This window comes from Ancylobacter moscoviensis (assembly GCF_007559435.1).
Classification (GTDB): Bacteria; Pseudomonadota; Alphaproteobacteria; order Rhizobiales; family Xanthobacteraceae; genus Ancylobacter; species Ancylobacter moscoviensis.
Genome location: NZ_VMBP01000005.1, coordinates 242646 through 264950, shown reverse-complemented (window position 1 = coordinate 264950; position 22305 = coordinate 242646). Strand labels below are relative to the sequence as shown.

Genomic DNA, 22305 nt, shown 5'->3' with positions numbered 1-22305 from the left:
CGGGCGGGCACGGCAAGGCGGCGCGATGAAGCGCCGTGCGTCAGTCTTCGGTTGCGATCAGGAACCCCAACGCCCAAGCCATAATCCGCCGATGGCCCCCAAGCCAGATCGGTTAGTATTACAGCTTACGTAATATTTCATTAATGCCAACCGGACAACCCGAGCCCGGCGCGTGCGGCGCATATTCGCACACAAAGCCATGCGCGGAGAGCTCCGCCCGCGAAATTCGCGGCCTTTGTCGTGGCACCCCGTTATTTTTAGAATAGATTTAAACAAGAGTCGCCACGACGCCGGGCGGCCGATTCGGGTTCATTGTCAGGTTCGTTCGTGGCGGCCTCTCCTTCTTCCACCCATCCTGAAGCAGACCGGCTGCGCGCCGCGTGGACGGCCCTGCGCCGCGCGATGTTGCCGGCGCTCGTGCTGGTTCTGACGATCAGCGCAGCCGCGTGGTTCGCCGGCCAGCACGATATCGCCGATGCGCTCTGGATCGCCGCCACCGGCGCCGTGCTCGCCGTCCTCTCGGTCGAGATCATCGGCAGTCTGCGGCGGGGCGAGTTCGGCCTCGACCTGATCGCGGCACTGGCCATGGCCGGCGCGCTGGCCTTCGGCGAAAACCTCGCCGGCGCCATCGTCGCCCTGATGTTCACCGGCGGCGAGGCGTTGGAAGCCTATGCCCAGCGCCGGGCGGCACGCGAGATGACCGCCCTGCTCGGCCGCCTGCCGCGCACCGCCACCCGCTACGAGGACGGGCGGCTGTGCGAGGTGCCGCTGGACGACCTCGCGCCCGGCGACCGCCTTCTCGTGCGCCGGGGCGAGGTGGTGCCGGTGGACGGTACGGTCGATAGCCCCTCCGCCGCGCTCGACCAGTCCGCGCTGACCGGCGAGCCGCTGCCGGTGCGGCGGGCCCATGGCGAGCCCGTGCTCAGCGGCTCGACCAATGCCGGCGACGCCTTCGACCTCGTCGCCACCCATGCGGCGGCGGACAGCACCTATGCCGGCATCGTCCGGCTGGTCACGGCCGCGCAGCAGTCCAAAGCGCCGATGGCGCGGCTCGCCGACCGCTTCGCGCTCGGCTTCCTCGCGCTGACGCTGCTCATCGCCAGCGCCGCATGGGCGTTCAGCGGCGAGGCGGTGCGCGCGCTCGCCGTGCTGGTGATCGCCACCCCCTGCCCGCTCATCCTCGCCGTGCCGGTCGCCATCATCTCCGGCATCTCGCGCTGCGCCGGCAGGGGCGTGCTGGTGAAGGACGGCGGCGCGCTGGAGGGGCTCGCCAAGGTGCGCACCGTCCTGCTCGACAAGACCGGCACGCTGACCGGCGGACGCCCCCGTCTCGTCGCCGTGCGCACCCGCGACGGGCTGACGCCGGACGAATTGCTGCGCCTCGCCGCTTCGCTCGACCAGGGCTCGGCCCATGTGGTCGCCGAGGCGCTGGTGGCCGCCGCGCAGGAGAAAGGCCTCGCGCTCGAACCGCCGGAGGAGGTGCGCGAGGATCCCGGCGCCGGCATTGTCGGCCGGGTGGGCGGACGGCGCATCGCGCTCGGCGGATGGGATTTCGTCGCCCGGCAAACCGGCACCGGGTCGTTCGACGCCGAGATCGCCGACTGGACGCAGCGGCCCGGGACGGTGGCGGTCGCCGTCACCGTGGACGGCGATCTGGCGGGAGCGCTGATGCTCGCCGACGAGGTGCGCGGCGAGGCCGGCGGCGTGCTGCGCCAGCTCCGGCGGCTCGGTGTCTCCCGTATTCTGCTCGCCACCGGCGACGAGACCCGGCGGGCCAATGCCATCGCCCAAGGCCTCGGCTTCGACGCGGTCGTCAGCGAGATGATGCCGCAGGACAAGACCCGCGCCGTCGTCGCCGAGCACGCCAACGGCCCGGTGATGATGGTCGGCGACGGGGTGAACGACGCGCCCGCCCTTGCCGCCGCTGATATCGGCGTGGCCATGGGCGCGCGCGGCTCGGCGGCGTCCTCCGAGGCGGCGAACGTCGTCATCCTCGTCGACCGGCTGGACCGGCTGACCGATGCCATGCGCATCGCCCGGCGTTCGCGCGCCATCGCCCTGCAGAGCGTCTATGCCGGCATCGGCCTGTCGGTGCTCGGCATGATCGCCGCTGCCTTCGGCTGGCTGGCGCCGGTCGAGGGCGCGCTGCTGCAGGAACTGATCGACGTGGCCGTGATCCTCAACGCGCTGCGCGCCATCGCCGACCCGCCGCAGGACGCCGCGGGCTAGCAGCGGGGGTGCCCGTTGCCGAAGCGCCCGGAGAGGCGTCGTGGCTCCCTAGCGCGGTGGGGACCGCTCACCCATATGAGCGACGCGGGCCCCAGGGACACGTCCCACCGGCCTGCCCAGGAGATCCTCATGAAGAAGACTGACCCCCGCCTCTGGATGTGGTCGGAAGCCATCGACATGCTGAACCGCGCGGAGCGCATGCACCGGCAGATGTTCCAGCCGGCGCAGCGCGCCGAGACGACGGCGCGCCATCGCGTGCCGTGCTGGGAGCCGCCGGTCGACATGCTGGAGACCGAGCGCGAGCTGCTCGTGCTCGCCGCGCTGCCCGGCGTCGACCCCGACCGCATAAACGTCGCGATCCATGGCGGCACGCTCACCATCGCCGGCGAGCGCATGCTGCCGCCGGAACTGCACCGCGCGACCATCCACCGGATGGAGCTGCCGCAGGGCCGCTTCGAGCGCCAGCTCGCCCTGCCGCCCGGCCGCTACGAGGTGGCGCATCCGCGCGTGGTGAATGGCTGCCTCGCCATCGTGCTGCGCAAGGTTTGAGGAAGGGGGACAGAAACCATGACACACCCCGATTTCGACAGATATGCCCCGTTGCGCATGGCGGATGCCGGCGCGAGCGGCGGTGCTTCGGGCGGCGCGTCCGCTGCCTCCAACGGCAACGTGCCGGATGATCAGCTGATCATCCTGCCGGTGCGCAGCTTCGTGCTGTTTCCCGGCGTCGTCATGCCGGTCGCCATCGCGCGTCCGGCCTCGATCGCCGCGGCCCAGCAGGCGGTGCGCGAGGGTCGGCCGGTCGGCATCCTCATGCAGCGCGACAGCAGTGTGGAGGAGCCGAACCCGACCGACCTGCACCGGATGGGCGTGATCGCCAACATCCTGCGCTACGTCACCGCGCCGGACGGCACGCACCACCTCGTCTGCCAGGGCGAGCAGCGCTTCCGCGTGAACGAGTTCGTGCGCGAGAAGCCCTTCATCACCGCCCGCGTGACCCGGATCGAGGAGAGCGATGATCTCTCGTCCGATATCGAGGCGCGCTTCGTTCACCTGCAGAACCAGGCGAACGAGGTGATGGAGCTGCTGCCGCAGGTGCCGGCCGAGCTGGTCGCCGCCGTGCGCGGCGCCAACTCGCCCGCGGGGCTCACCGACCTCGTGTCCGCCTATGTCGACATCGCGCCGGACGAGAAGCAGGAGCTTCTCGAGACGGTCGATATCGCCGCGCGGATGAACAAGGTCTCGCGGCTGCTGGCACACCGCATCGAGGTGCTGCGCCTGTCGCAGGAGATCAGCAAGCAGACCAAGGCGTCGCTGGACGAGCGCCAGCGCGAGGTGCTGCTGCGCGAGCAGATGGCGGCGATCCAGAAGCAGCTCGGCGAGGACGACGGCAACAGCGCGGAGATCGCCGAGCTGGAGAAGGCGATCGCCGACGCCGGCATGCCCGAGGATGTGGAGCAGATGGCTCGCAAGGAGCTGGGCCGGCTGCGCCGCATGCAGGACGCCAGCGCCGAATACGGCATGATCCGCACCTATCTGGACTGGCTGATCGCGCTGCCGTGGAAGCTGCCGGAGGAGAAGGCGATCGACATCGCCGAGGCGCGCCGGATTCTCGACGAGGACCATTTCGGCCTCGACAAGATCAAGCGCCGCATCGTCGAGTACCTCGCCGTGCGCAAGCTCGCGCCGAACGGCAAGGCGCCGATCCTGTGCTTCGCCGGCCCGCCCGGCGTCGGCAAGACCTCGCTCGGCCAGTCCATCGCCCGCGCCATGGGCCGCAAGTTCGTGCGCGTGTCGCTCGGCGGCGTCCATGACGAGGCGGAGATCCGCGGCCACCGGCGCACCTATGTCGGCGCGCTGCCCGGCAACATCATCCAGGGCATCCGCAAGGCGGGCACCCGCGACTGCGTGATGATGCTGGACGAGATCGACAAGATGGGCTCCGGCATCCAGGGCGACCCGTCGGCGGCGATGCTGGAGGTGCTCGACCCCGAGCAGAACGGGACGTTCCGGGACAATTATCTCGGCGTGACGTTCGACCTGTCGCGCGTGGTGTTCATCGCCACCGCGAACATGCTCGACACCATACCGGGCCCGCTGCGCGACCGCATGGAGATCATCTCGCTGTCCGGCTACACGGATTCCGAGAAGCTCCAGATCGCCAAGCGCTACCTGGTCCGCCGCCAGATGGAGGCGAACGGCGTCAGGCCGGAGCAGGTCGAGGTCGAGGACGAGGCGCTGAGCGCCATCATCCGCGCCTATACCCGCGAGGCGGGCGTGCGCAATCTCGAACGCGAGATCGGGCGCGCCATCCGCCACGTCGCGGTCGGCATCGCCGACGGCAGCGTCGCCCATGCGCGCATCGCCGTCGACACGCTGCCGGAACTGCTCGGCCCGCCGATCTTCGAGGACGAGGTCGCCTTGCGCGTCTCGGTGCCGGGCGTCGCCACGGGCCTTGCCTGGACGCCGGTCGGCGGCGACATCCTCTTCATCGAGGCGACCAAGGTGCCCGGCCGTGGCGGGCTGATCCTCACCGGGCAGCTCGGCGACGTGATGAAAGAGAGCGCGCAGGCGGCGATGAGCCTCGTCAAGAGCCGCGCCGCCGAGTTCGGCATCGATCCGGCGGTGTTTGCGTCCAACGACGTGCATGTGCACGTTCCGGCGGGTGCGACGCCCAAGGACGGGCCGAGCGCGGGCGTCGCCATGTTCACCGCCCTGGTCTCGCTGCTCAGCGGGCGCACGGTGCGCAAGGACACGGCGATGACCGGCGAGATCTCGCTGCGCGGCCTGGTGCTGCCCGTCGGCGGCATCAAGGAGAAGGTGGTCGCGGCGGCACGGGCGGGCCTCACCCGCGTGATGCTGCCGGCACGCAACCGGCGCGACTATGAGGACATTCCTCAGGACGCGCGGGACCGGCTGGAATTCGTCTGGCTGGAACGGGTGGACGAGGCCATCGCCAATGCGCTGGAGCCGGCCGCCGACGCCGACGAGCCCCTGCTGCCGTTGAAGGCGGCGAGCTGATCCGCACCTCACGGCCGTCCCGGAGCACTTCCGGGGCGGCCTCTCCCTTTTCGATCTCCACCATTACCAAAGGCACTGACGCAAGGGCATGTCCTGCGGCAGCGGGGATGACGCGGCGCCGATTACCGGCTAGAGCATGATGGTGGTCGGGTGGAATCGTCCGGTCGCGGAGGAAATGCTCCAGTCTGTTGAATCGAGAGCACTTTCCTGTCGTCCGGGCGCTGACCCGGACGCGGAGGGCCCTCGGGCGATGGGTCCATCGAGCCGGCATCATGCTCAGTTTCTGGTTGACCTACTGGCCGCACATCACGCTCGTCGCCAGCACGGCCATCGGCATCGTCGCGGCGATCCACGCCGCGATGACCAAGGACGACGTGCGTGCCGCCATCGGTTGGGTCGGCGTCATCCTGCTCTCGCCCTTCGTGGGCGCCTTCCTCTATCTCGTCGCCGGCATCAACCGCATCCGCCAGACCGCCGCAGGCCGGCGGCGCGCCAGCCAGGACCGGCGGCGCCACCATGAGCGCCCGCCCATCGCCGTCGCGCTCTCTCCCAGCCTCTCGGCGATGAAGCGGCTCGGCGACCGCGTGGCTGCGTTCCCCCTGACCAGCGGCAACGCCGTCGAACTGCTCGACAGCGGCGATGCCGCCTACCCCGCCATGCTCGCCGCCATTCGCGGGGCGAAGCGGCATGTGGCGCTTTCCAGCTACATCTTCGACAATGACCCCGTCGGGGCCGAATTCGCCGACGCGCTGATCGAGGCGCACCGGCGCGGCGTCGCCGTGCGCGTGCTGATCGACGCCATCGGCGCGCGCTATTCGCGCCCCTCCATCGTCGGGCGGCTGGTGGAAGGCGGGGTCACGGTCGACCTGTTCATGGGCAACCTCATCGGCCTGCGCCTGCCCTATGCCAATCTGCGCAGCCACCGGAAGATGCTGATCGTCGATGGAACGCTCGGCTTCACCGGCGGCATGAACATCCGCGCGCAGTTCACCAGCCGCTACGGCGGCGACGATCCCGCGCGCGACACGCATTTCCGCGTCGAGGGGCCGGCGGTGGAACAACTGCTCACCGTGTTCAGCCAGGACTGGTCCTTCACCACCGACGAATTCCTCGACGGCCCGGCCTGGGAGGAAGCGCCGGCCAGCGAGCCGCGCGGGTCGGTGGCGGTACGGGTCGTGCCCTCCGGCCCCGACCGCAACCTCGCCAGCGCGCACAACATGATCATGGGCGCGCTCGCCATGGCGCAGAGCCGGGTGCGCATCTGCTCACCCTATTTCCTGCCCGACCAGCAGCTCATCGGCGCCCTCGGCGTGGCCGGCCGGCGGGGCATCGACATCGACGTCGTCATCCCCTCGGCCAACAACCTGAAGCTCGTCGACTACGCCATGACCGCCCAGCTCGACCAGGTGCTGGAAGGCGACTGCGCGGTGTGGCGGGCGGGCGGCATGTTCGACCATTCCAAGCTGATGGCGGTGGATGGGTGCTGGGCCTATGTCGGCTCGTCCAATCTCGATCCGCGCAGCCTGCGGCTCAACTTCGAGCTGGACCTCGAACTCTACGATCCCGCCATCGCCGGCGCGATCGAGGCGCGCATCGGGGCGATGATGGATGCGGGCAAGCCCGAGACGCTGGAGACGCTCGCCGCGCGCCCCTTCCTGAAGCGCCTGCGGAACCGCGCCATCTGGCTGGCCTCGCCCTATCTGTGAACGGCCGGGCCGCGAGGTTCCGCAGAACCGGACCTCCTCGACGACCATACCCGCGTCAACGCCGTCATGGCCGGGCTCGGTTCGGTCATCCACGTCCTCGGTATCCATGCGCCCGGCCCACATCGTGGATCCCCGGGTCAAGCCCGGGGATGACCTCGCGCAGGCGCGCCATGGACCGGGACGGGCTTACCCGGCACAAAAACAAAAGCCAGCCCCGTTACCGGGACTGGCTTGAAGGAGACGGAAGGTCCGTCTCAGGAGGTTCGGGCAACGGGGCAAAGCGCACCAGCGCCCCACCCCGCCGCGCAATTCCTCACGCCGCAGCGGCGGACTTGGCGGGGACTTCCGAGATCGTCTTCAGGACCTGGGAAGCGATCTGGTAGGGGTCGCCCTGGGAATTCGGGCGGCGATCCTCGAGATAGCCCTTGTAGTCGTTGCGGATGAACGAGTGCGGGACGCGGATGGAAGCGCCGCGGTCGGCCACGCCGTAGGAGAACTTGTTCCACGGCGCCGTCTCGTGCTTGCCGGTCAGACGCATGTGGTTGTCCGGACCGTAGACGGCGATGTGGTCGTCGAGGTTCTTGGCGAAAGCCGCCATCAGGGCCTCGAAGTAATCCTTGCCGCCCACTTCACGCATGAACTTCGTGGAGAAGTTGCAGTGCATGCCCGAACCGTTCCAGTCGGTGTCGCCGAGCGGCTTGCAGTGGAACTCGATGTCCACGCCATACTTCTCGGTCAGGCGGAGCAGCAGGTAGCGGGCCATCCACACTTCGTCGGCGGCCTTCTTGGAGCCCTTGCCGAAGATCTGGAATTCCCACTGGCCCTTCGCGACTTCCGCATTGATGCCTTCGTGGTTGATCCCGGCCTCGAGGCAGAGCTCGAGGTGCTCTTCGACGATCTCGCGGGCGACGTCGCCGACGTTCTTGAAGCCGACGCCGGTGTAGTACGGGCCCTGCGGAGCCGGATAGCCATGCTCGGGGAAGCCGAGCGGACGGCCGTCCTTGTAGAAGAAGTATTCCTGCTCGAAGCCGAACCAGGCGCCTTCGTCATCCAGGATGGTCGCACGGGCGTTGGACGGGTGCGGGGTGACGCCGTCCGGCATCATCACTTCGCACATCACCAGGGCGCCGTTCTTGCGGGCCGGGTCGGGATAGACCGCGACGGGCTTCAGCACGCAGTCGGAGCTGCGGCCCTCGGCCTGCTCCGTGGACGAACCGTCGAACCCCCAGAGCGGCAGCTCTTCGAGCGAGGGGAAGTGGTCGAATTCCTTGATCTGCGTCTTGCCGCGCAGGTTCGGGGTCGGCTTGTAACCGTCGAGCCAAATGTACTCGAGTTTGTACTTCGTCATTGCGTGTCTCTCATAGCTAATGACCCGGTGCAGCACCCCAGGTCGCTTTGCCGGCCGCGCGAGAAGGATCGACCGCCAACGGCTGACGTTCTTAGAAGCATTAACCGTGCCAAGTGGGGAGAGACCGCGTGCGCACAGGGACTTTCCCGGGGCGGGAGGCACGCGACGGGCCGGATCAGCCGATCGAGCAGCGGTATGATTCGCCTGAATCCAGCGGGAGTTGACGCCCCGCCCCGCGATCGGTGTTGCCGCTGCGCCGCACCCGGACACGCAACCGGAAGGGCGGAAGCCGCGTTATCCCGCAGACCCTTAGGGCCGGCTTTGGCGGTGCACAATTTCTACGCTCATTGTGAACGTAAAATAAGCATATTGCGTAAACGCCATGCAAAAGGTGTTATATAGATCCAAAGCGCTGACGCGGGAACGCGCAGCGGGAAAGGAGAAACGTGCAATGAGTACCCACATCCAGCGCGAAAGCGCCCAGATCGTTCAGTTCCCGACCGGTGGTCGTGCCGGTCTCGCTGCCCGTCGCGCCGAACAGCGTGCTTCCGAGGACCTCAAGGTATCGCCCCGTGTGAATTTCGGGAGCTGGTACCACGAAGAGGCCATCCAGGAAGACACCGGCCGCAAGAACTGACGTCATCGGCGGACGATGACGATGTTTCGCGCACAGTGCCTTCGATATACCTCCGCAAGAGGGCCGCGACCGACCGTCCGGCCCTCTTGTCATATCCGGCGGATGGCGAGCGCCCGCTAGCCGAAGATCGACCAGCCGAGCCGCTGGGTCAGCGCTTCCAGCGCGATGCGGCCGAGATGGGAATTGCCGCTGGCGTCGAGCCCCGGCGACCAGACCGCGATCGAGGCCTTGCCCGGCGCGATGGCCAGGATGCCACCCCCTACCCCGCTCTTTCCCGGCAGACCGACGCGATAGGCGAACTCGCCCGAGCCGTCATAATGGCCGCAGGTCAGCATGATGGCGTTGATGCGCCGCGCCCGCTCCGGCGACACCACCGAGAACCCCGTCGCCGGATTGCGCCCGCCATGGGCCAGGAAGCGCCCGGCCATGGCAAGCTGGCGGCAGCTCATGGCGATGGCGCAGTGGTGGAAATAGACGCCGAGCGTGAAGTCGACCGGATTCTCCAGCACCTCGAACGACTTCATGTAGTTCGCCAGCGCCCGGTTGCGGAAGCCGGTGCGCTGTTCGGAGGCGGCGACCGCCTCGTCGATGCCGATGCCGCCATCCTCGGCGAGGAAGTGCATGAAGCGCAGGATCTCGCCCAGCGCCTCGCGCGGCTGGTGGCCGGAGAGGATGACGTCGGTGACGGCGATGGCGCCGGCATTGATGAAGGGGTTGCGCGGAATGCCGTGCTCCGCCTCCAGCTGCACGATGGAGTTGAACGGGCTGCCCGACGGTTCGCGCCCCACCCGCCGCCACAGCCGGTCGCCGATCTTGCCGAGCGCCAAAGTGAGGGTGAACACCTTCGAGATGCTCTGGATGGAGAAGGGCACGTCGGCATCGCCGCCGACGGCCACCTGCCCGTCGCCGCTGACCACGGCGATGCCGAAGGCGTTCGGATCGACGCCGGCCAGCTCGGGAATATAGCTCGCCACCTCGCCGCGATCCGGGCGGGCGCGCATCTCTTCGGCGATTTCGCGGACGATGAGGTCGAGATCGGGCACGGTGTTCTGTCACCTTCGGCTGGCCGCCGGCAAGGCCGGCACGCTGCGGGATAGCGCAGACGCCCCGTGCAATGCCAGTGCCGTTCGCCGTCTGGCGCCACCGATGCCCGCGAGGCGGGGACGCATGCCCCCGCCTCGCGGCGGCCTCAGAACGGGCTGTCGGGGAAGTAGTACTGCGCCGCGTTGTCCGGCGTGATCAGCGTCGAGCCGATGATGAAACGCCCATAGACCGGCGTGTTGGAGACGAAGCGCAGCGCCGTGATCTCCAGCGCGGTGGAGATCAGCGCCGGCGGATAGGTGACGTCGACCGGCAGCTGCGGGTCCTTGTCCATGATCCGCTTCACGATCTCCTTCATGCCAGCGCCGCCGACGACCCACATCTCCTTCTGGCGGCTGGCCTGCGCGATGGCCTCCAGCACGCCGATGGCCATGTCGTCGTCGGCCGCCCACACCGCGTCGATCTGCTTGTGCTTGGACAGGTAGTCCTGCATCACCGAGAAAGCCTTGTCCCGGTTCCAGTTGCCGTGCTGCATGTCGAGGATCTCGATCCCCGATCCGTCGACGGCCGCCTTGAAGGCGTCGACGCGCTCATTGTCGAGCGTGGTGGGGATGCCCCGCAGGACCACGATCTTGGCGCCGGGCTTGAGGTTCGCCTTGAAGTACTCGCCCGCTACCCGGCCGAAGGCAGTGTTGTCGCCGGCGACATAGAGATCCTCGATCCCCGCCTGGGCGAGGCCGCGGTCGACCACCGTCACCCACTTGCCCGCGTCCTTCACCGCCTTGACGGGGCTCGTCAGCGGCTCGGATTCGAAGGGCAGCACCACCAGCGCGTCGATGTTGCGGGTCGCCATCATGTCCTCGATGTCGTTCACCTGCTTGCCGACCGCCCCGGCGGTGGCGAGCACGAAGTCGAGGTTGGGATAGGTCGCCTTGAGCCGCTTGATGGTCTCCTGCGCGTGCCAGTTCAGCCCGCCCATGAAGCCGTGCGTGGCGGAGGGGATCGAGACGCCGATCACCGCCTTCTTGTCCTGCGCCATCGCCGGCGTGGCGAGGCCGGCGGCCGCGACCGCCGCTGCGGTCGAGACGAGGAAAGTCCTGCGTTCCATTGTTGTTTCCTCCCGTTTCTCCGCTCTCAGGCGGATGATGATTTCCCGCGCTGGAGAACCACCGCGAGCACGATGATGACGCCCTGTATCGCGCCGTTGAGATAGGGCGAGACGAGGTCGGCAAGGTTCAGGATGTTGTCGATCAGGCTGAGGATCAGCACGCCCACCACCGTGCCCCAGACGCGGCCATGGCCGCCCTTGAGCGCGGTGCCGCCGATGATGACGGCGGCGATGGCCTCCAGCTCCCACAGCATGCCGGTCGAGCCCGAGGCGGAGCCGAGGCGCGGCACGTACATGATGGTGGCGAGACCGACGAGCAGGCCGAGCAGCACGTAGGTCATCAGCCGCACCCCCTCGACCCCGACGGCCGAGTAGCGCGCCACCTTGTCGTTGGAGCCGATGGCCTCGCAATAGCGGCCGAAGCGCGTATGGCGCATGGCGACCTGCCCGGCGACGGCGACGGCCGCGAAGACGAGGATCGGCCAGGCGACACCGAACAGCCCGGAGTAGTAGACCGGCCGGTAGAGCTGGCGCACCGCGAAGTCGAGGCTGATCGTTCCGCCATCGGCCAGCCACGTCACCAGCGAGCGGAAGATGCCCATGGTGCCGAGCGTGACGATGAACGGCTCGATGCCGGCGCGTGTGACCAGCAGCCCGTTGGCCAGCCCCGCCAGCAGCCCCACCGCCAGCGCGATGGCCATGCCGACCAGGATCAACGGCACGCCGACGCCCATCGACGGCAGCAGCGCGTTCATGGCGAGGATCATCACCCCGGCGATGAAGGCGGCCATCGAGCCCACCGACAGGTCGAGCCCGCCGGAGGTGATGACGAAGGTCATGCCCACCGCGATCATGCCGATGAAGGCCGAACGGGCCAGCACGTTGGTGATGTTGCCGGCGGAAAGGAAATTGTCGTTCAGCACGGCGCCGAGGATCACCAGCAGGATCAGCGCCAGCAGCGGGCCGAGGGCCGAGAGGGCCGGCAGGCGCGAGGCGCCGGCGGGGCGGGAAAGGGCGGTGTCAGACATCGGCGCGTTCCTCGCTTGTGCCCATCACCAGCCGGACCACATCGGTCTCGCTGATGCGCTCGCCCGCCAGCTCGCCGGCGATCGCACCCTGCCGCATGACCAGCACGCGGTCGGACAGGCCGAGAATCTCGGGCATGTCCGACGAAATCACGATGACGCTCCGCCCCTCGCGGGCGAGGCGGTCGATGAAGGCATAGATCTGGCTTCGCGTACCCACGTCGATGCCGCGCGTGGGCTCGTCGATGATGACGATCTCCGGGTCCGACAGCAGCGTCTTGGCGAGCAGCAGCTTCTGCTGGTTGCCGCCCGACAGGTTGCCCACCGCCATGTCGCGGCGGGGCGCGCGAATATCGAAATCGCCGATCGCCCGGGTGAGCGCGGCCTCTTCCCGCGCGGCGGAGATGAAGGGGCTGCCGAAGCGCGGCAGGGTGGAAAGGGTCAGGTTCTCGCGCAGGTTCTTGTCGAGCAGCAGGCCGCGCTCCTTCCGGTCCTCGGTGAGATAGGCCATGCCCTGTGCTGCCGCCTCCCGCACCGAGGCGATGCGCACCGGCGCGCCGTTGCGCCGGATCTCGCCGCTCGCCGCGCGCAGGCCCACCAGCCCCTCGGCAAGCTCCGTGCGACCGGAGCCGACGAGCCCGGAAATGCCGAGCACCTCGCCCCGTCGCAGGGTGAAGGAGACGCCGTGCACCAGCGGCGGCACGGAAAAGCTGCGCACCTCCAGCGCCAGCTCGCCGGCCTCGTGCCGGCGCGCGGGATAGATGTCCTCGAGATCGCGCCCCACCATGGCGGTGGCCATGCCGTCCTCGGTCAGCTCCCCACGCATCGCCCGGCGCACGACGGCGCCGTCGCGCAGCACGGTGACGCGGTCGGCGAGGCGCGTGACTTCCTCCAGCCGGTGCGAGGTGTAGAGCAGCGCCACGCCCTGGGCGCGCAGCCGGTCGATCTGGCGGAAGAGCACCTCGACCTCGCGATGCGTCAGCACCGCCGAGGGCTCGTCCATGATGAGCACGCGGGCGTTGCGCGATAGAGCCTTGGCGATCTCCACCATCTGCCGGTCCGACACCGGCAGGTCGCGGATGCGCGCATCCGGGTCGATGCGGCTGTCGAGCTCGTCCAGCAGCTTGCGCGTGCCCTCGCGCATGGCGCGATGATCGAGGAAGACGCGGCCCAGCTCGCGCCCGAGCCACACATTCTCGGTGACCGTCAGGTCGGGGGCGAGATTGAACTCCTGATGGATCACCACGACGCCTGCCGCCTCGGCCTGCGCACCGCTGGCATAGGGCGCGGGGCGGCCGTCGAGCCGCACCTCGCCCGAGGACGGCGCGAGGAAGCCGCCGAGAATCTTCATGATCGTCGACTTGCCGGCGCCGTTCTCGCCGATCAGCGCATGCACCTCGCCGGGGCGGAGCGCGAAGTCGACCCCGTGCAGGACCTCGATCGGGCCGAAGCTCTTGCGGACGTCGACCAGCTCCAGCACCGGCCCCGGGGAGGCGTTCACCGGGGAAGTATCCGCCGCGCTCATAGCGTCACCCAGGAGGCGTTGCGTTGCGAGGACCGCACGCAGGCCTCGACGAAACGCATGCCGGCGAGCCCGTCCGCCAGCGTCGGATAGACCATGCCTTCGGGGGGCGCCTCACCCGTCTGGCGGGCGCGGATGGCGCGGGCCGCCTCGGCGTAGATGTTGGCGAAGGCTTCGAGATAGCCCTCGGGATGGCCGGGCGGAATGCGCGAGACCCGCGCCGCTTCCGGCCCGGCGCCGGCACCGCTACGGGTGATGAGGCGCCTGGGTTCGCCGAAGGGCGTGAACCACAGGCGGTTCGGGTCTTCCTGCGCCCATTCCAGCCCGCCCTTCTCGCCGTAGAGGCGCAGGCGCAGCCCGTTCTCGTTGCCCGGCGCCACCTGGCTCGCCCAGAGCATGCCGCGCGCGCCGCCGGCGAAGCGCAACAGCACATGGGCGTTGTCGTCGAGCGCGCGTCCCGGCACGAAGCTGGAAAGGTCCGCCGCCAGCGCTTCCGGCGTCAGGCCGGAGACGAAGCAGGCGAGGTTGTAGGCGTGGGTGCCGATGTCCCCCGTCGCACCACCCGCGCCGGAACGCGCCGGGTCGGTGCGCCATTCCGCCTGCTTGGAGCCGTGCTTCTCCGCCGCCTCGGTCAGCCATTCCTGCGCATATTCCACCTGCACCAGCCGGAGTGCACCGAGATCGCCGGCGGCAACCATGGCGCGGGCCTGCCGCACCATCGGATAGCCGGTATAGTTGTGGGTGAGGATGAACAGCGCGTCGGACCGCCCGGCGACCTTCGCGAGCTTTCGCGCTTCCGCCAGGGTGGCGGTCAGCGGCTTGTCGCAGATCACGTGGATGCCGCGCTTGAGGAACGTAATCGCCGGTTCGGCATGCATGTGGTTCGGAGTGACGATGGCCACCGCCTCGATGCCGTCCCTGCGCCGCGCCTCGGCCCGCGCCATGGCGGCGAAGTCGTCATAGCTGCGCGCGATCCCCAGCGCCTGCGCCGAGGCACGCGCCTTCTCCGGCGTCGAGGACAGGGCGCCAGCGACAAGCTGGAACTCGCCGTCCAGCCGCGCGGCGATGCGGTGCACGGCGCCGATGAAGGCGCCGCTGCCGCCGCCGACCATGCCCAGCCGGATCGGAGCGTGGAGCATCGGGGTGTTCATCGGTCCAGCCCCAGCAGGCGGCGATTGGCGACGCGGTCGGTGCCGGCGGCGGCGAAATCGTCGAAGGCCTTCTCGGTGACGCGAATGATGTGGCTCTTCACGAAGGCCGCCCCCTCGCGCGCGCCGTCCTCGGGATGCTTCAGGCAGCACTCCCACTCCACCACCGCCCAGCCCTCGAAATCCATCGCGGCGAATTTCGAGAAGATGGCGCCGAAATCGACCTGTCCGTCGCCGGGGCTGCGGAAACGTCCGGCACGGCCGAGCCACGGCTGGTAGCCGCCATAGACGCCCTTGCGCCCGGTCGGATTGAACTCGGCATCCTTGACGTGGAACATGCCGATGCGCTCGGCATAGATGTCGAGGTGATCGAGATAATCGAGCTGCTGCAGCACGTAGTGCGAGGGATCGTAGAGCATCTTCGCGCGCGGATGGTGCCCCACGCGATCGAGGAACATCTCGAAGCTGTCGCCGTCGTGCAGGTCCTCGCCCGGATGGATCTCGAAGCAGATGTCGACGCCGCATTCCTCCGCATGGTCGAGGATCGGCCGCCAGCGGCGCGCCAACTCGTCGAAGGCTTCCTCGACCAGCCCCGGCGGACGCTGCGGCCACGGGTAGACATAGGGCCAGGCCAGCGCGCCCGAGAAACTCGCCATGGCGGTGAGGCCGAGATTATGGGAGGCGATGAGCGCCTTCTTCACCTGCTCGACCGCCCACTCCTGCCGCGCCGCCGGCTTGCCGTGGACGGCGGCCGGCGCGAAGGCGTCGAACATCGCGTCATAGGCGGGATGCACCGCCACGAGTTGGCCCTGCAGATGGGTCGACAGCTCCGTCACCACGACGCCGTTGTCGGAGCCCTCCCCCGCCCATTGCGCGCACCAGTCGCGCGAGCCGGCGGCCGCGTCGAGGTCGAGGATGCGCGCGTCGTTGGTGGGCACCTGGACGCCGACATAGCCGCAGCCGGACGCCCAGCGCGTGATGGCTTTCCAGCTGTCGAACGGCGCGGCGGCGCCGATGAACTGGGCCAGAAACAGGCCCGGCCCCTTGATCGTCCGCATCTTTCCTCCCGATGCGCCCTGCCGGTAACCGGCCGGGCGTCGTTCTTTTTGTAATCGGTTGCATTCAGCGTAGCGGAGTTATGAAATCGGTTGCAAGAGGGGTGACGCCGACAATCCCGGCGGATTGCCAGCCGCCCCACCGCCCGTCTATGGAGGGGCAATGGAGCACCAGAGACCGAAAATCGTGGATGTAGCGCGCCTTGCCGGCGTTTCCACCGCCACGGTCAGCCGCGTCCTCTCCAATCCGCAGGTGGTCAGCGCGGAAACGCGGCGGCTGGTGGAGGAGGCGATCCGGCAGACCGGCTATCGGCTCAATCTGGCGGCGCGCAATCTGCGCCACCGGCGGACCGGCGGGGTCGTCGCGCTGGTGCCCAACCTGTCCAACCCGTTTTTCTCGCAGATCCTCGCCGGCATCGCCTCGGTGCTGGCGCCGGCTGGCTACAATCTGCTGGTGGCCGATACCCGCGCCGAGGGGGGCGAATCGCTTCTCGCCTATGCCGAGCCGAGCCGGGCCGACGGGCTGATCGTGCTCGACGGCTCGCTGCCGGCGGAAGGGCTGTCCCGCCGCGTGCCGGTGGTGCTCGCCTGCGAGTGGATTCCCGGCCTCGCCGCGCCACGGGTGAAGATCGACAACCGGCAGGGAGCGGTCATGGCGGTCGAACACCTCATCGAACTCGGCCATACGCGGATCGCCCATGTCGCCGGCCCGCCCGGCAATGTGCTGAGCGAGGCCCGGCTGGCCGGCACCGAGCAGGCGCTCGCCGCGCACGGCCTGCCGGCACCGCGCGTCTTCCCCGGCGATTTCACGCTGGAATCGGGCCGCCGCGCCGGCGCCGAATGGCTCGCCGTGCCGCGGGCAGAGCGCCCGACCGCCGTCTTCCTCGCCAGCGATGCCATGGCCTGCGGTTTCATCGGCGAAGTCCAGCACCATGGCATAACGGTGCCGCGCGACGTCTCGGTCATGGGTTTCGACGACATCGAACTGGTCGCGCACATGACGCCGCCGCTCTCGACCATCCGCCAGCCGCGCGAGGCCATCGGCCGGCACGCCGCCCAGCGCCTGCTCGACCGCATCGCCGGCGACGACCGGGCCGACGACACAGTGCTTCCGGTGGAACTGGTGCGGCGCGGCAGCACCGGGATCGTGGCGGAAACGCCAGTCTAAGCCCTGAGAGCACGCCCTTTTCGGTGTCGTCTCAGGCCAGCCCCCTCGCCACCATCTCCACGCCCAGCAACAGCAGGCAGAACAGGAAGCCGCGACGGAACGCCGTCGGGCTGATCCACCCGCGAACGACCTGCCCCGCCCCCATGCCGGCAAGCGCCGGGACGATGGCCAGCGCCGACAGCGCCAGATTGTCGAACTGGAAGACGCCGCGCACTCCCAGCCCCGCCGCCAGCGCGACGGTCGACACGGTGAACGACAGGCCCAGCGCCTGCACCAGATCGTCCTTGCCGAGTCCCAGCGCCTGCAGATAGGGCACGGCGGGAATGACGAACACGCCGGTGCCGCCGGACACCATGCCGGTCACCACGCCGATGACCGGCGACAGCCATGGCTCCAGGCGCTGGGCCACGCTGAGCTGGCGGGCCAGCAGCGTGTAGCCGGAATAAAGCACGAGCGCGCCGCCGAGCGCCGCCGTGGTCAGGCGGGTGTCGCCGCTGGCGAGCCAGGAAGTGCCGAGGACCGTCCCGGCCGCGATCGCCAGCATCATCGGCCAGAGCCGGCGCAGCAGCGGGCCGAAACTCGGGCCGGCCAGGAGCTGCCAGATATTGGCGACGAGGGACGGCACGATGAGCAGGCTCGCGGCGGTGAGCGGCGATATCAGCGCGCCGAGCACGCCCATGGCGACGGTCGGCAGGCCCATGCCGGTGACGCCCTTGACGAAGCCGGCGGCGAAGAAGGTCGCCGCGACGGCGGCGAGAAGCGGGGGCGGAAGCTCGAACATGCCTTCCGCTTAGGCCATCCACCCGCCCCGGCAATGCGGATGTTCCGCAGCCAGACTTCGGCTTTCCCGAAGGCTGGTGACGGGGTATCGTTGGCGGCATGCGCTTCGATCTCGGCGATCTCCGCTTGTTCCTCGCCGTGGTGGATGCGGGCAGCATCACCCGCGGGGCGGCTGAAGCCGGCCTCTCCCTGCCGGCCGCGAGCGAGCGGCTGCGCGACATGGAGGCGGCCGGCGACGTCGTGCTGCTGGAGCGCAGCCGGCGCGGCGTGAGACCCACCGAGGCCGGCGAGGCGCTTGCCCACCATGCGCGCACCATCCTGCGGCAGATCGCGCAGATGCGCGGCGAACTCGGCGCCTATGCCCGGGGGCTTCGCGCCACCGTTCGCCTGCTGGCGAACACCGCGGCCATCACCGAATTCCTGCCGGAGCGGCTGGGACCCTGGATGGCTGCGCATCCGCAGGTCGACATCGAGCTGAAGGAGCGGCAGAGCCTCGATATCGCCCGGAGCGTCACGGCGGGCTTCGCCGAGATCGGCATCCTGTCGGACGCCGTGGATGCCGGCAGCCTGCATCTTTGCCCCTTCGCCATTGACCGGCTGGTCGCGGTCGTTCCGCGCGGCCACAGCCTCGCGGCGAAGGACCGGCTCCAGTTCGCGGAGCTGCTGGGCGAACCGTTCATCGGCCTCGCGGAGGGCGCCCTGCAGGACAATCTCGACGCACGGGCGGCGAATATCGGCGGCCGGCTGAAGATGCGCGTGAAGATGCGCACCTTCGAGGGCATCTGCCGGATGGCGGGAGACGGCGCCGGCATCGGCGTCATCCCGGCGACGGCGGCGCGGCGCTGCCGGCGGTCGTCGCCGATCACCGCCATTCCCCTCGCCGACCGTTGGGCCACGCGGCGGCTTTCGGCCTGCATCCGCAACGAGCCGGAACTGACGCCTTCCGCGCGCAGCCTCTTCGAGCATCTGGCGCAACCCGCCGGGAGGAAGCGCCGATAGCCGCTATCCTCGGCAAGCTCGCTCCCTGATGGCATCGCACCATTCTGCCGGGCTATGATAATGTCTATATCTATCCTGTGACGACATCGCGGGTGACGCGATCCTGCCGCCGGCGGGCGAGACAAGGGCATTCGGCGTGACCGCTACCGTGCACATCCCGGCTGCTACCGACCCCGTCCCGACGCTGCACCAGCGCATCCGCGCCGATCTCGAAGCCAAGATCCTCTCCGGGGAATGGCCGCCGGGGCATCGCATTCCCTTCGAGCACGAGCTGATGGTGCAGTATGGCTGCGCGCGGATGACCGTGAACAAGGTCATCGCCGGGCTCGTCGCGGCCGGGCTGGTGGAACGGCGGCGCCGGGCCGGTTCCTTCGTCGCGCAGCCGCGCCTGCACTCGGCCATGCTGCACATTCCCGACATTCCCAGCGAGATCGCGGCCCGGGGCGAGAGCTACAGCTACACGCTGCTGCGCCGCCGCTGCCGGCCCGCGACCGCCAAGGACCCGGCGGACCTTCAGGCGCAGGGGCAGCCGCGCGAGGTTCTGGACCTCTCCTGCCTGCATCTGGCCAATGGACGGCCGCTGGCGCTGGAGGACCGCCTCATCAGCCTGAGCAGCGTTCCCGAGGCGGCCGAGACCGATTTCGCCGCGACCCCGCCCGGCTCATGGCTGCTCCGGCATGTGCCATGGACGGAAGCCGAGCACCGGATCTGCGCGGTGGGCGCCAGTGCGCGGGCGGCGGAGGCGCTGCGGGTGCCGAAGGGCACGGCGTGCCTCAGCCTGGAGCGGCGGACCTGGCGCGGCGGCGAGACCGTCACCGTGGTGCGCCAGCTCTTCCGCGGCGACGCCTACGATCTCGTCGCCCGCTTCTCGCCGCAGGGATAGTCCCGAAGCGGCTCCCGGAAATGAAAACCCCGGACCGGCGGCAGCCGATCCGGGGTTTCTCAAAGGTCGGCGCGAAGATCGCGCCGGGCGTCAGAAGCTCGCTTCCGTCACCTGATCCGGCGTTTCCATCTCGGTGCCGAACCACTTCTTCTGCAGGGCCGCGAGGCGACCGTCATGCTTCATCTTGATGATGATGGCGTCGACCGCGTCCATGAGCGACTTGGAATCCTCGGCCTTGGTGCCGATGAAGCCGAAATAGACCGGCTTGCCGAAGGGCGGCTGCACCACCTCGAACACGTCGGGCTTGGTCTTGGCGAGGTAGGCGATGTTCGGCAGCGAGTTCGCCACCGCGACGATGCGCCCGGCGCCCAGATCCGCATAGGACTGGCTGAAGTCGACGTATTCCTGGATCGCCGAGGGCGGCGGGTTCAGCGTCTTGGCGAAATCCTGCAGCTGCGCGAGCTGGGCGGTCGCCTTGGCGCTGCCGACCTTCTTGCCGGCGATGTCTTCCGGCTTGGTGATGGACGTGTCGCCCTTCTTCTTCAGGATCGCGACCGTCGCATTGGCGATCGGCGAGGAGAAGCGGTAGCGCTCCATGCGCGCCTTGGTGATGGTGGCCGGACCGGCCACCATGTCGAACTTGCCAGCCTCAAGGCCCGGCAGCACGCTCGGCCAGGGCAGGTCGAGGAAGGTGACCTTCACGCCGAGTTCCTTGCCGATCTCGGCGAAGATCTCCTTGTTCATGCCGGCCTGCTTGCCGTCCTCGACGAAGTCGAACGGCGCGAACTGAAGCTCGGTGCCGACGGTGAGCTCGCCCTTGGCCTTCGCCTTGGCCAGCACGTCTTCGGCGCGCGCCAGGCCCGCGAAGGCCATGGACGCCACCACGCCGAGCGCCGCGAAGCGCGCGGCGCGGATCACGGCGGAGCTCCGCCGGCTAAGCTGGATCATCTGTCTCTCCTGTTCCCGTGGAAGCTATGGGTGGCTCCCGCGCCACCGGCTTTCCTTATGAATAAAAGTATAGACATAAGCCTTTTCGCGCCGCAACACGCGACCGGCCGTCTTTCGTCAGGACGCCGGCGCCGCGTCGGAGCCCTGCCAGAACACGTTACGCTCGAAGTAGTTCTGCAGGAACTGGCGCAGCCGGGGGTTCTCCTCGTGGCGGAACACCTGCTGCGGCGAGCCGGAGGCGGCGATCACCCCGTGATCGATGAACACCACCGTGTCGGCCACCTGCGCGGCGAAGCCCATCTCGTGGGTCACCACCGCCATGGTCATGCCCTCGCCAGCGAGATCGCGCATCACCTGCAGCACCTCGCCGACCAGTTCGGGGTCGAGCGCCGAGGTCGGCTCGTCGAACAGCATGATGTGCGGCTCCATGGCGAGCGCGCGGGCGATGCCGACGCGCTGCTGCTGGCCGCCGGAAAGCTGGCTCGGATAGGCCTCGGCGCGATGGCTCAGCCCGACCTTCTCCAGCATGCGGCGGGCGCGCTTCTCCGCATCCTCGCGGGCAATGCCGCGCGCCAGCTTCAGGGGCGCGGCGACGTTCTCCAGCGCCGTCATGTGCGGCCACAGGTTGAACTGCTGGAACACGAAGCCGACATTGCGCCGCACCCGCGCGACCTCGGCATCGGAGACCCGGCGGCGCTTGCCGTTCTCCAGCGAGAAGCCGAGCAGTTCGCCCTCGATGTAGATCTCGCCCTCGCTGTATTCCTCCAGAAAGGCGATGCAGCGCAGCAGCGTCGACTTGCCCGAGCCGGACGGCCCGATGATGCAGGTCACCTCGGACTTCGCGATGGCGAGGTCGATGCCCTTCAGCACCTCGACGTCGCCGAAGCGCTTCCACACGCCGCGCACGTCGATGATCGGTCGCTCGGCCATGTCCGTCCTTTCCGGTTCAGCCCTGCGTGCGCAGCATGAAGCGGCCAACCCGCTTCTCCAGCCGCCGCGCCGCCGCCGTGACGATTTCGAGGAATGCCCAGTAGACGAGCGCCAGGAACAGCAGCGTCTCGGCGAAGGCGAAGGTGGTCGAGCCGATGGACTGCACGACCGAGGTCAGCTCGTTCACCGTGATGACCGACAGCACCGCCGTCTCCTTCGACAGCAGCACCGTCATGTTGGCGAGCGCGGGCAGGATGATCACCAGCATCTGCGGCAGTTGCACGTGCCGCACGATATCGAGCCGGCCGATGCCCATCATCCGCGCCGCCTCGATCTGGCCCGGCGGCACGGACAGGAAGCCGGCCCGGAAAATCTCCGAGAAATAGGCGCCGCCATAGAGTGCCAGCCCCGCGACGCCGGCGACGAGCGGCGTCAGGTCGAGGCCGAAGAACGGGCCGCCGTAATAGATCACGAAGAGCTGGATCAGGAACGGCGTGCCCCGCATCACCGCGACATAGAGGGTCAGCGGCGCCGCCACCCAGCGGTTGGTGAAGAGCTGGATGACCGCCACCGCGAGGCCGATGACGAGACCGATGGCGGTGCCGGCGATCCAGATGAGGATGGTCAGCACCATCCCGTCGAAGATCTCGCGCCAGTTGTCGGTGAGAATGGCGGGATTGAAGGTCATGGGACATTTCCCTCGCCGCCACTCCGCCCGTCATCCCCGAGCTTGGCCCGGGGATCCACGACTTTCCTC

At 68.9% G+C, this 22305-nt stretch carries 19 protein-coding genes; 8 read left to right on the top strand and 11 right to left on the bottom strand.

Annotation, left to right across the window (positions count from 1 at the left end; translation table 11 throughout):
• Window positions 1-402 precede the first annotated feature (402 nt).
• From FO470_RS15920 to FO470_RS15905, 4 genes are all read left to right on the top strand, one after another.
• Window positions 403-2229, top strand: coding sequence for a heavy metal translocating P-type ATPase (locus tag FO470_RS15920; RefSeq protein WP_144344083.1), 1827 nt, complete (start codon window positions 403-405; stop codon window positions 2227-2229).
• Window positions 2230-2358: 129 nt separating this feature from the next.
• Window positions 2359-2778, top strand: a complete 420-nt coding sequence (locus tag FO470_RS15915) for an Hsp20/alpha crystallin family protein (protein ID WP_144343948.1) — start codon at window positions 2359-2361, stop codon at window positions 2776-2778.
• Between the two features lie 18 nt (window positions 2779-2796).
• Window positions 2797-5250 (top strand): endopeptidase La, encoded by a 2454-nt coding sequence (gene lon / locus FO470_RS15910; RefSeq protein ID WP_144343947.1) that lies wholly within the window; start codon window positions 2797-2799, stop codon window positions 5248-5250.
• A 272-nt stretch (window positions 5251-5522) separates the two neighbouring features.
• The gene (locus FO470_RS15905; RefSeq protein WP_144343946.1) at window positions 5523-6956 is read left to right on the top strand and encodes a phospholipase D-like domain-containing protein; all 1434 of its coding nucleotides are present in this window, start codon (window positions 5523-5525) and stop codon (window positions 6954-6956) included.
• 313 nt (window positions 6957-7269) lie between these two features.
• Here FO470_RS15905 and FO470_RS15900 read toward each other — a convergent pair whose 3' ends face one another.
• Entirely contained in the window at window positions 7270-8304 is a 1035-nt protein-coding gene (locus FO470_RS15900; protein ID WP_144343945.1) for a glutamine synthetase beta-grasp domain-containing protein, read from the bottom strand.
• Window positions 8305-8755: 451 nt separating this feature from the next.
• Here FO470_RS15900 and FO470_RS15895 point away from each other — a divergent pair, with 451 nt between their 5' ends.
• Complete coding sequence (locus FO470_RS15895) at window positions 8756-8941, top strand: DUF2735 domain-containing protein (protein ID WP_144343944.1); 186 nt, start codon at window positions 8756-8758, stop codon at window positions 8939-8941.
• 116 nt (window positions 8942-9057) lie between these two features.
• Here FO470_RS15895 and FO470_RS15890 read toward each other — a convergent pair whose 3' ends face one another.
• The 6 genes from FO470_RS15890 to FO470_RS15865 form a co-directional block, all read right to left on the bottom strand.
• Window positions 9058-9942 (bottom strand): glutaminase, encoded by an 885-nt coding sequence (locus FO470_RS15890; RefSeq protein WP_418655062.1) that lies wholly within the window; start codon window positions 9940-9942, stop codon window positions 9058-9060.
• 188 nt (window positions 9943-10130) lie between these two features.
• Window positions 10131-11090, bottom strand: a complete 960-nt coding sequence (locus FO470_RS15885) for an ABC transporter substrate-binding protein (RefSeq protein ID WP_144343942.1) — start codon at window positions 11088-11090, stop codon at window positions 10131-10133.
• Window positions 11091-11116: 26 nt separating this feature from the next.
• The gene (locus tag FO470_RS15880) at window positions 11117-12118 is read right to left on the bottom strand and encodes an ABC transporter permease (RefSeq protein ID WP_144343941.1); all 1002 of its coding nucleotides are present in this window, start codon (window positions 12116-12118) and stop codon (window positions 11117-11119) included.
• Window positions 12111-13640, bottom strand: a complete 1530-nt coding sequence (locus tag FO470_RS15875) for a sugar ABC transporter ATP-binding protein (protein ID WP_144343940.1) — start codon at window positions 13638-13640, stop codon at window positions 12111-12113. Before FO470_RS15875 ends, FO470_RS15880 begins: the two co-directional genes overlap by 8 nt.
• Entirely contained in the window at window positions 13637-14776 is a 1140-nt protein-coding gene (locus FO470_RS15870; RefSeq protein ID WP_246659617.1) for a Gfo/Idh/MocA family protein, read from the bottom strand. The genes FO470_RS15875 and FO470_RS15870 overlap by 4 nt, the downstream gene beginning before the upstream one ends.
• Window positions 14777-14784: 8 nt before the next feature.
• Complete coding sequence (locus tag FO470_RS15865) at window positions 14785-15843, bottom strand: sugar phosphate isomerase/epimerase family protein (protein WP_144343939.1); 1059 nt, start codon at window positions 15841-15843, stop codon at window positions 14785-14787.
• 184 nt (window positions 15844-16027) lie between these two features.
• Here FO470_RS15865 and FO470_RS15860 point away from each other — a divergent pair, with 184 nt between their 5' ends.
• Entirely contained in the window at window positions 16028-17008 is a 981-nt protein-coding gene (locus tag FO470_RS15860) for a LacI family DNA-binding transcriptional regulator (protein WP_246659616.1), read from the top strand.
• Window positions 17009-17039: 31 nt separating this feature from the next.
• On the opposite strand, the gene FO470_RS15855 is transcribed toward FO470_RS15860, so the two are convergent.
• Window positions 17040-17789: a sulfite exporter TauE/SafE family protein gene (locus FO470_RS15855; protein ID WP_144343937.1), complete on the bottom strand. Its 750-nt coding sequence runs from the start codon at window positions 17787-17789 to the stop codon at window positions 17040-17042.
• 98 nt (window positions 17790-17887) lie between these two features.
• Here FO470_RS15855 and FO470_RS15850 point away from each other — a divergent pair, with 98 nt between their 5' ends.
• Both FO470_RS15850 and hutC read left to right on the top strand, forming a co-directional pair.
• Window positions 17888-18787, top strand: a complete 900-nt coding sequence (locus FO470_RS15850) for a LysR family transcriptional regulator (protein ID WP_144343936.1) — start codon at window positions 17888-17890, stop codon at window positions 18785-18787.
• Window positions 18788-18923: 136 nt separating this feature from the next.
• Complete coding sequence (gene hutC / locus FO470_RS15845; protein WP_246659615.1) at window positions 18924-19670, top strand: histidine utilization repressor; 747 nt, start codon at window positions 18924-18926, stop codon at window positions 19668-19670.
• Between the two features lie 90 nt (window positions 19671-19760).
• On the opposite strand, the gene FO470_RS15840 is transcribed toward hutC, so the two are convergent.
• The 3 genes from FO470_RS15840 to FO470_RS15830 all read right to left on the bottom strand — a co-directional run bounded on the left by FO470_RS15840 (window position 19761) and on the right by FO470_RS15830 (window position 22236).
• Window positions 19761-20618, bottom strand: coding sequence for a transporter substrate-binding domain-containing protein (locus FO470_RS15840; protein ID WP_186291992.1), 858 nt, complete (start codon window positions 20616-20618; stop codon window positions 19761-19763).
• 117 nt (window positions 20619-20735) lie between these two features.
• On the bottom strand, window positions 20736-21548 hold the full coding sequence (locus FO470_RS15835; protein WP_144343934.1) for an amino acid ABC transporter ATP-binding protein: 813 nt from the start codon (window positions 21546-21548) through the stop codon (window positions 20736-20738).
• A 16-nt stretch (window positions 21549-21564) separates the two neighbouring features.
• The gene (locus tag FO470_RS15830) at window positions 21565-22236 is read right to left on the bottom strand and encodes an amino acid ABC transporter permease (RefSeq protein ID WP_144343933.1); all 672 of its coding nucleotides are present in this window, start codon (window positions 22234-22236) and stop codon (window positions 21565-21567) included.
• Window positions 22237-22305 lie beyond the last annotated feature (69 nt).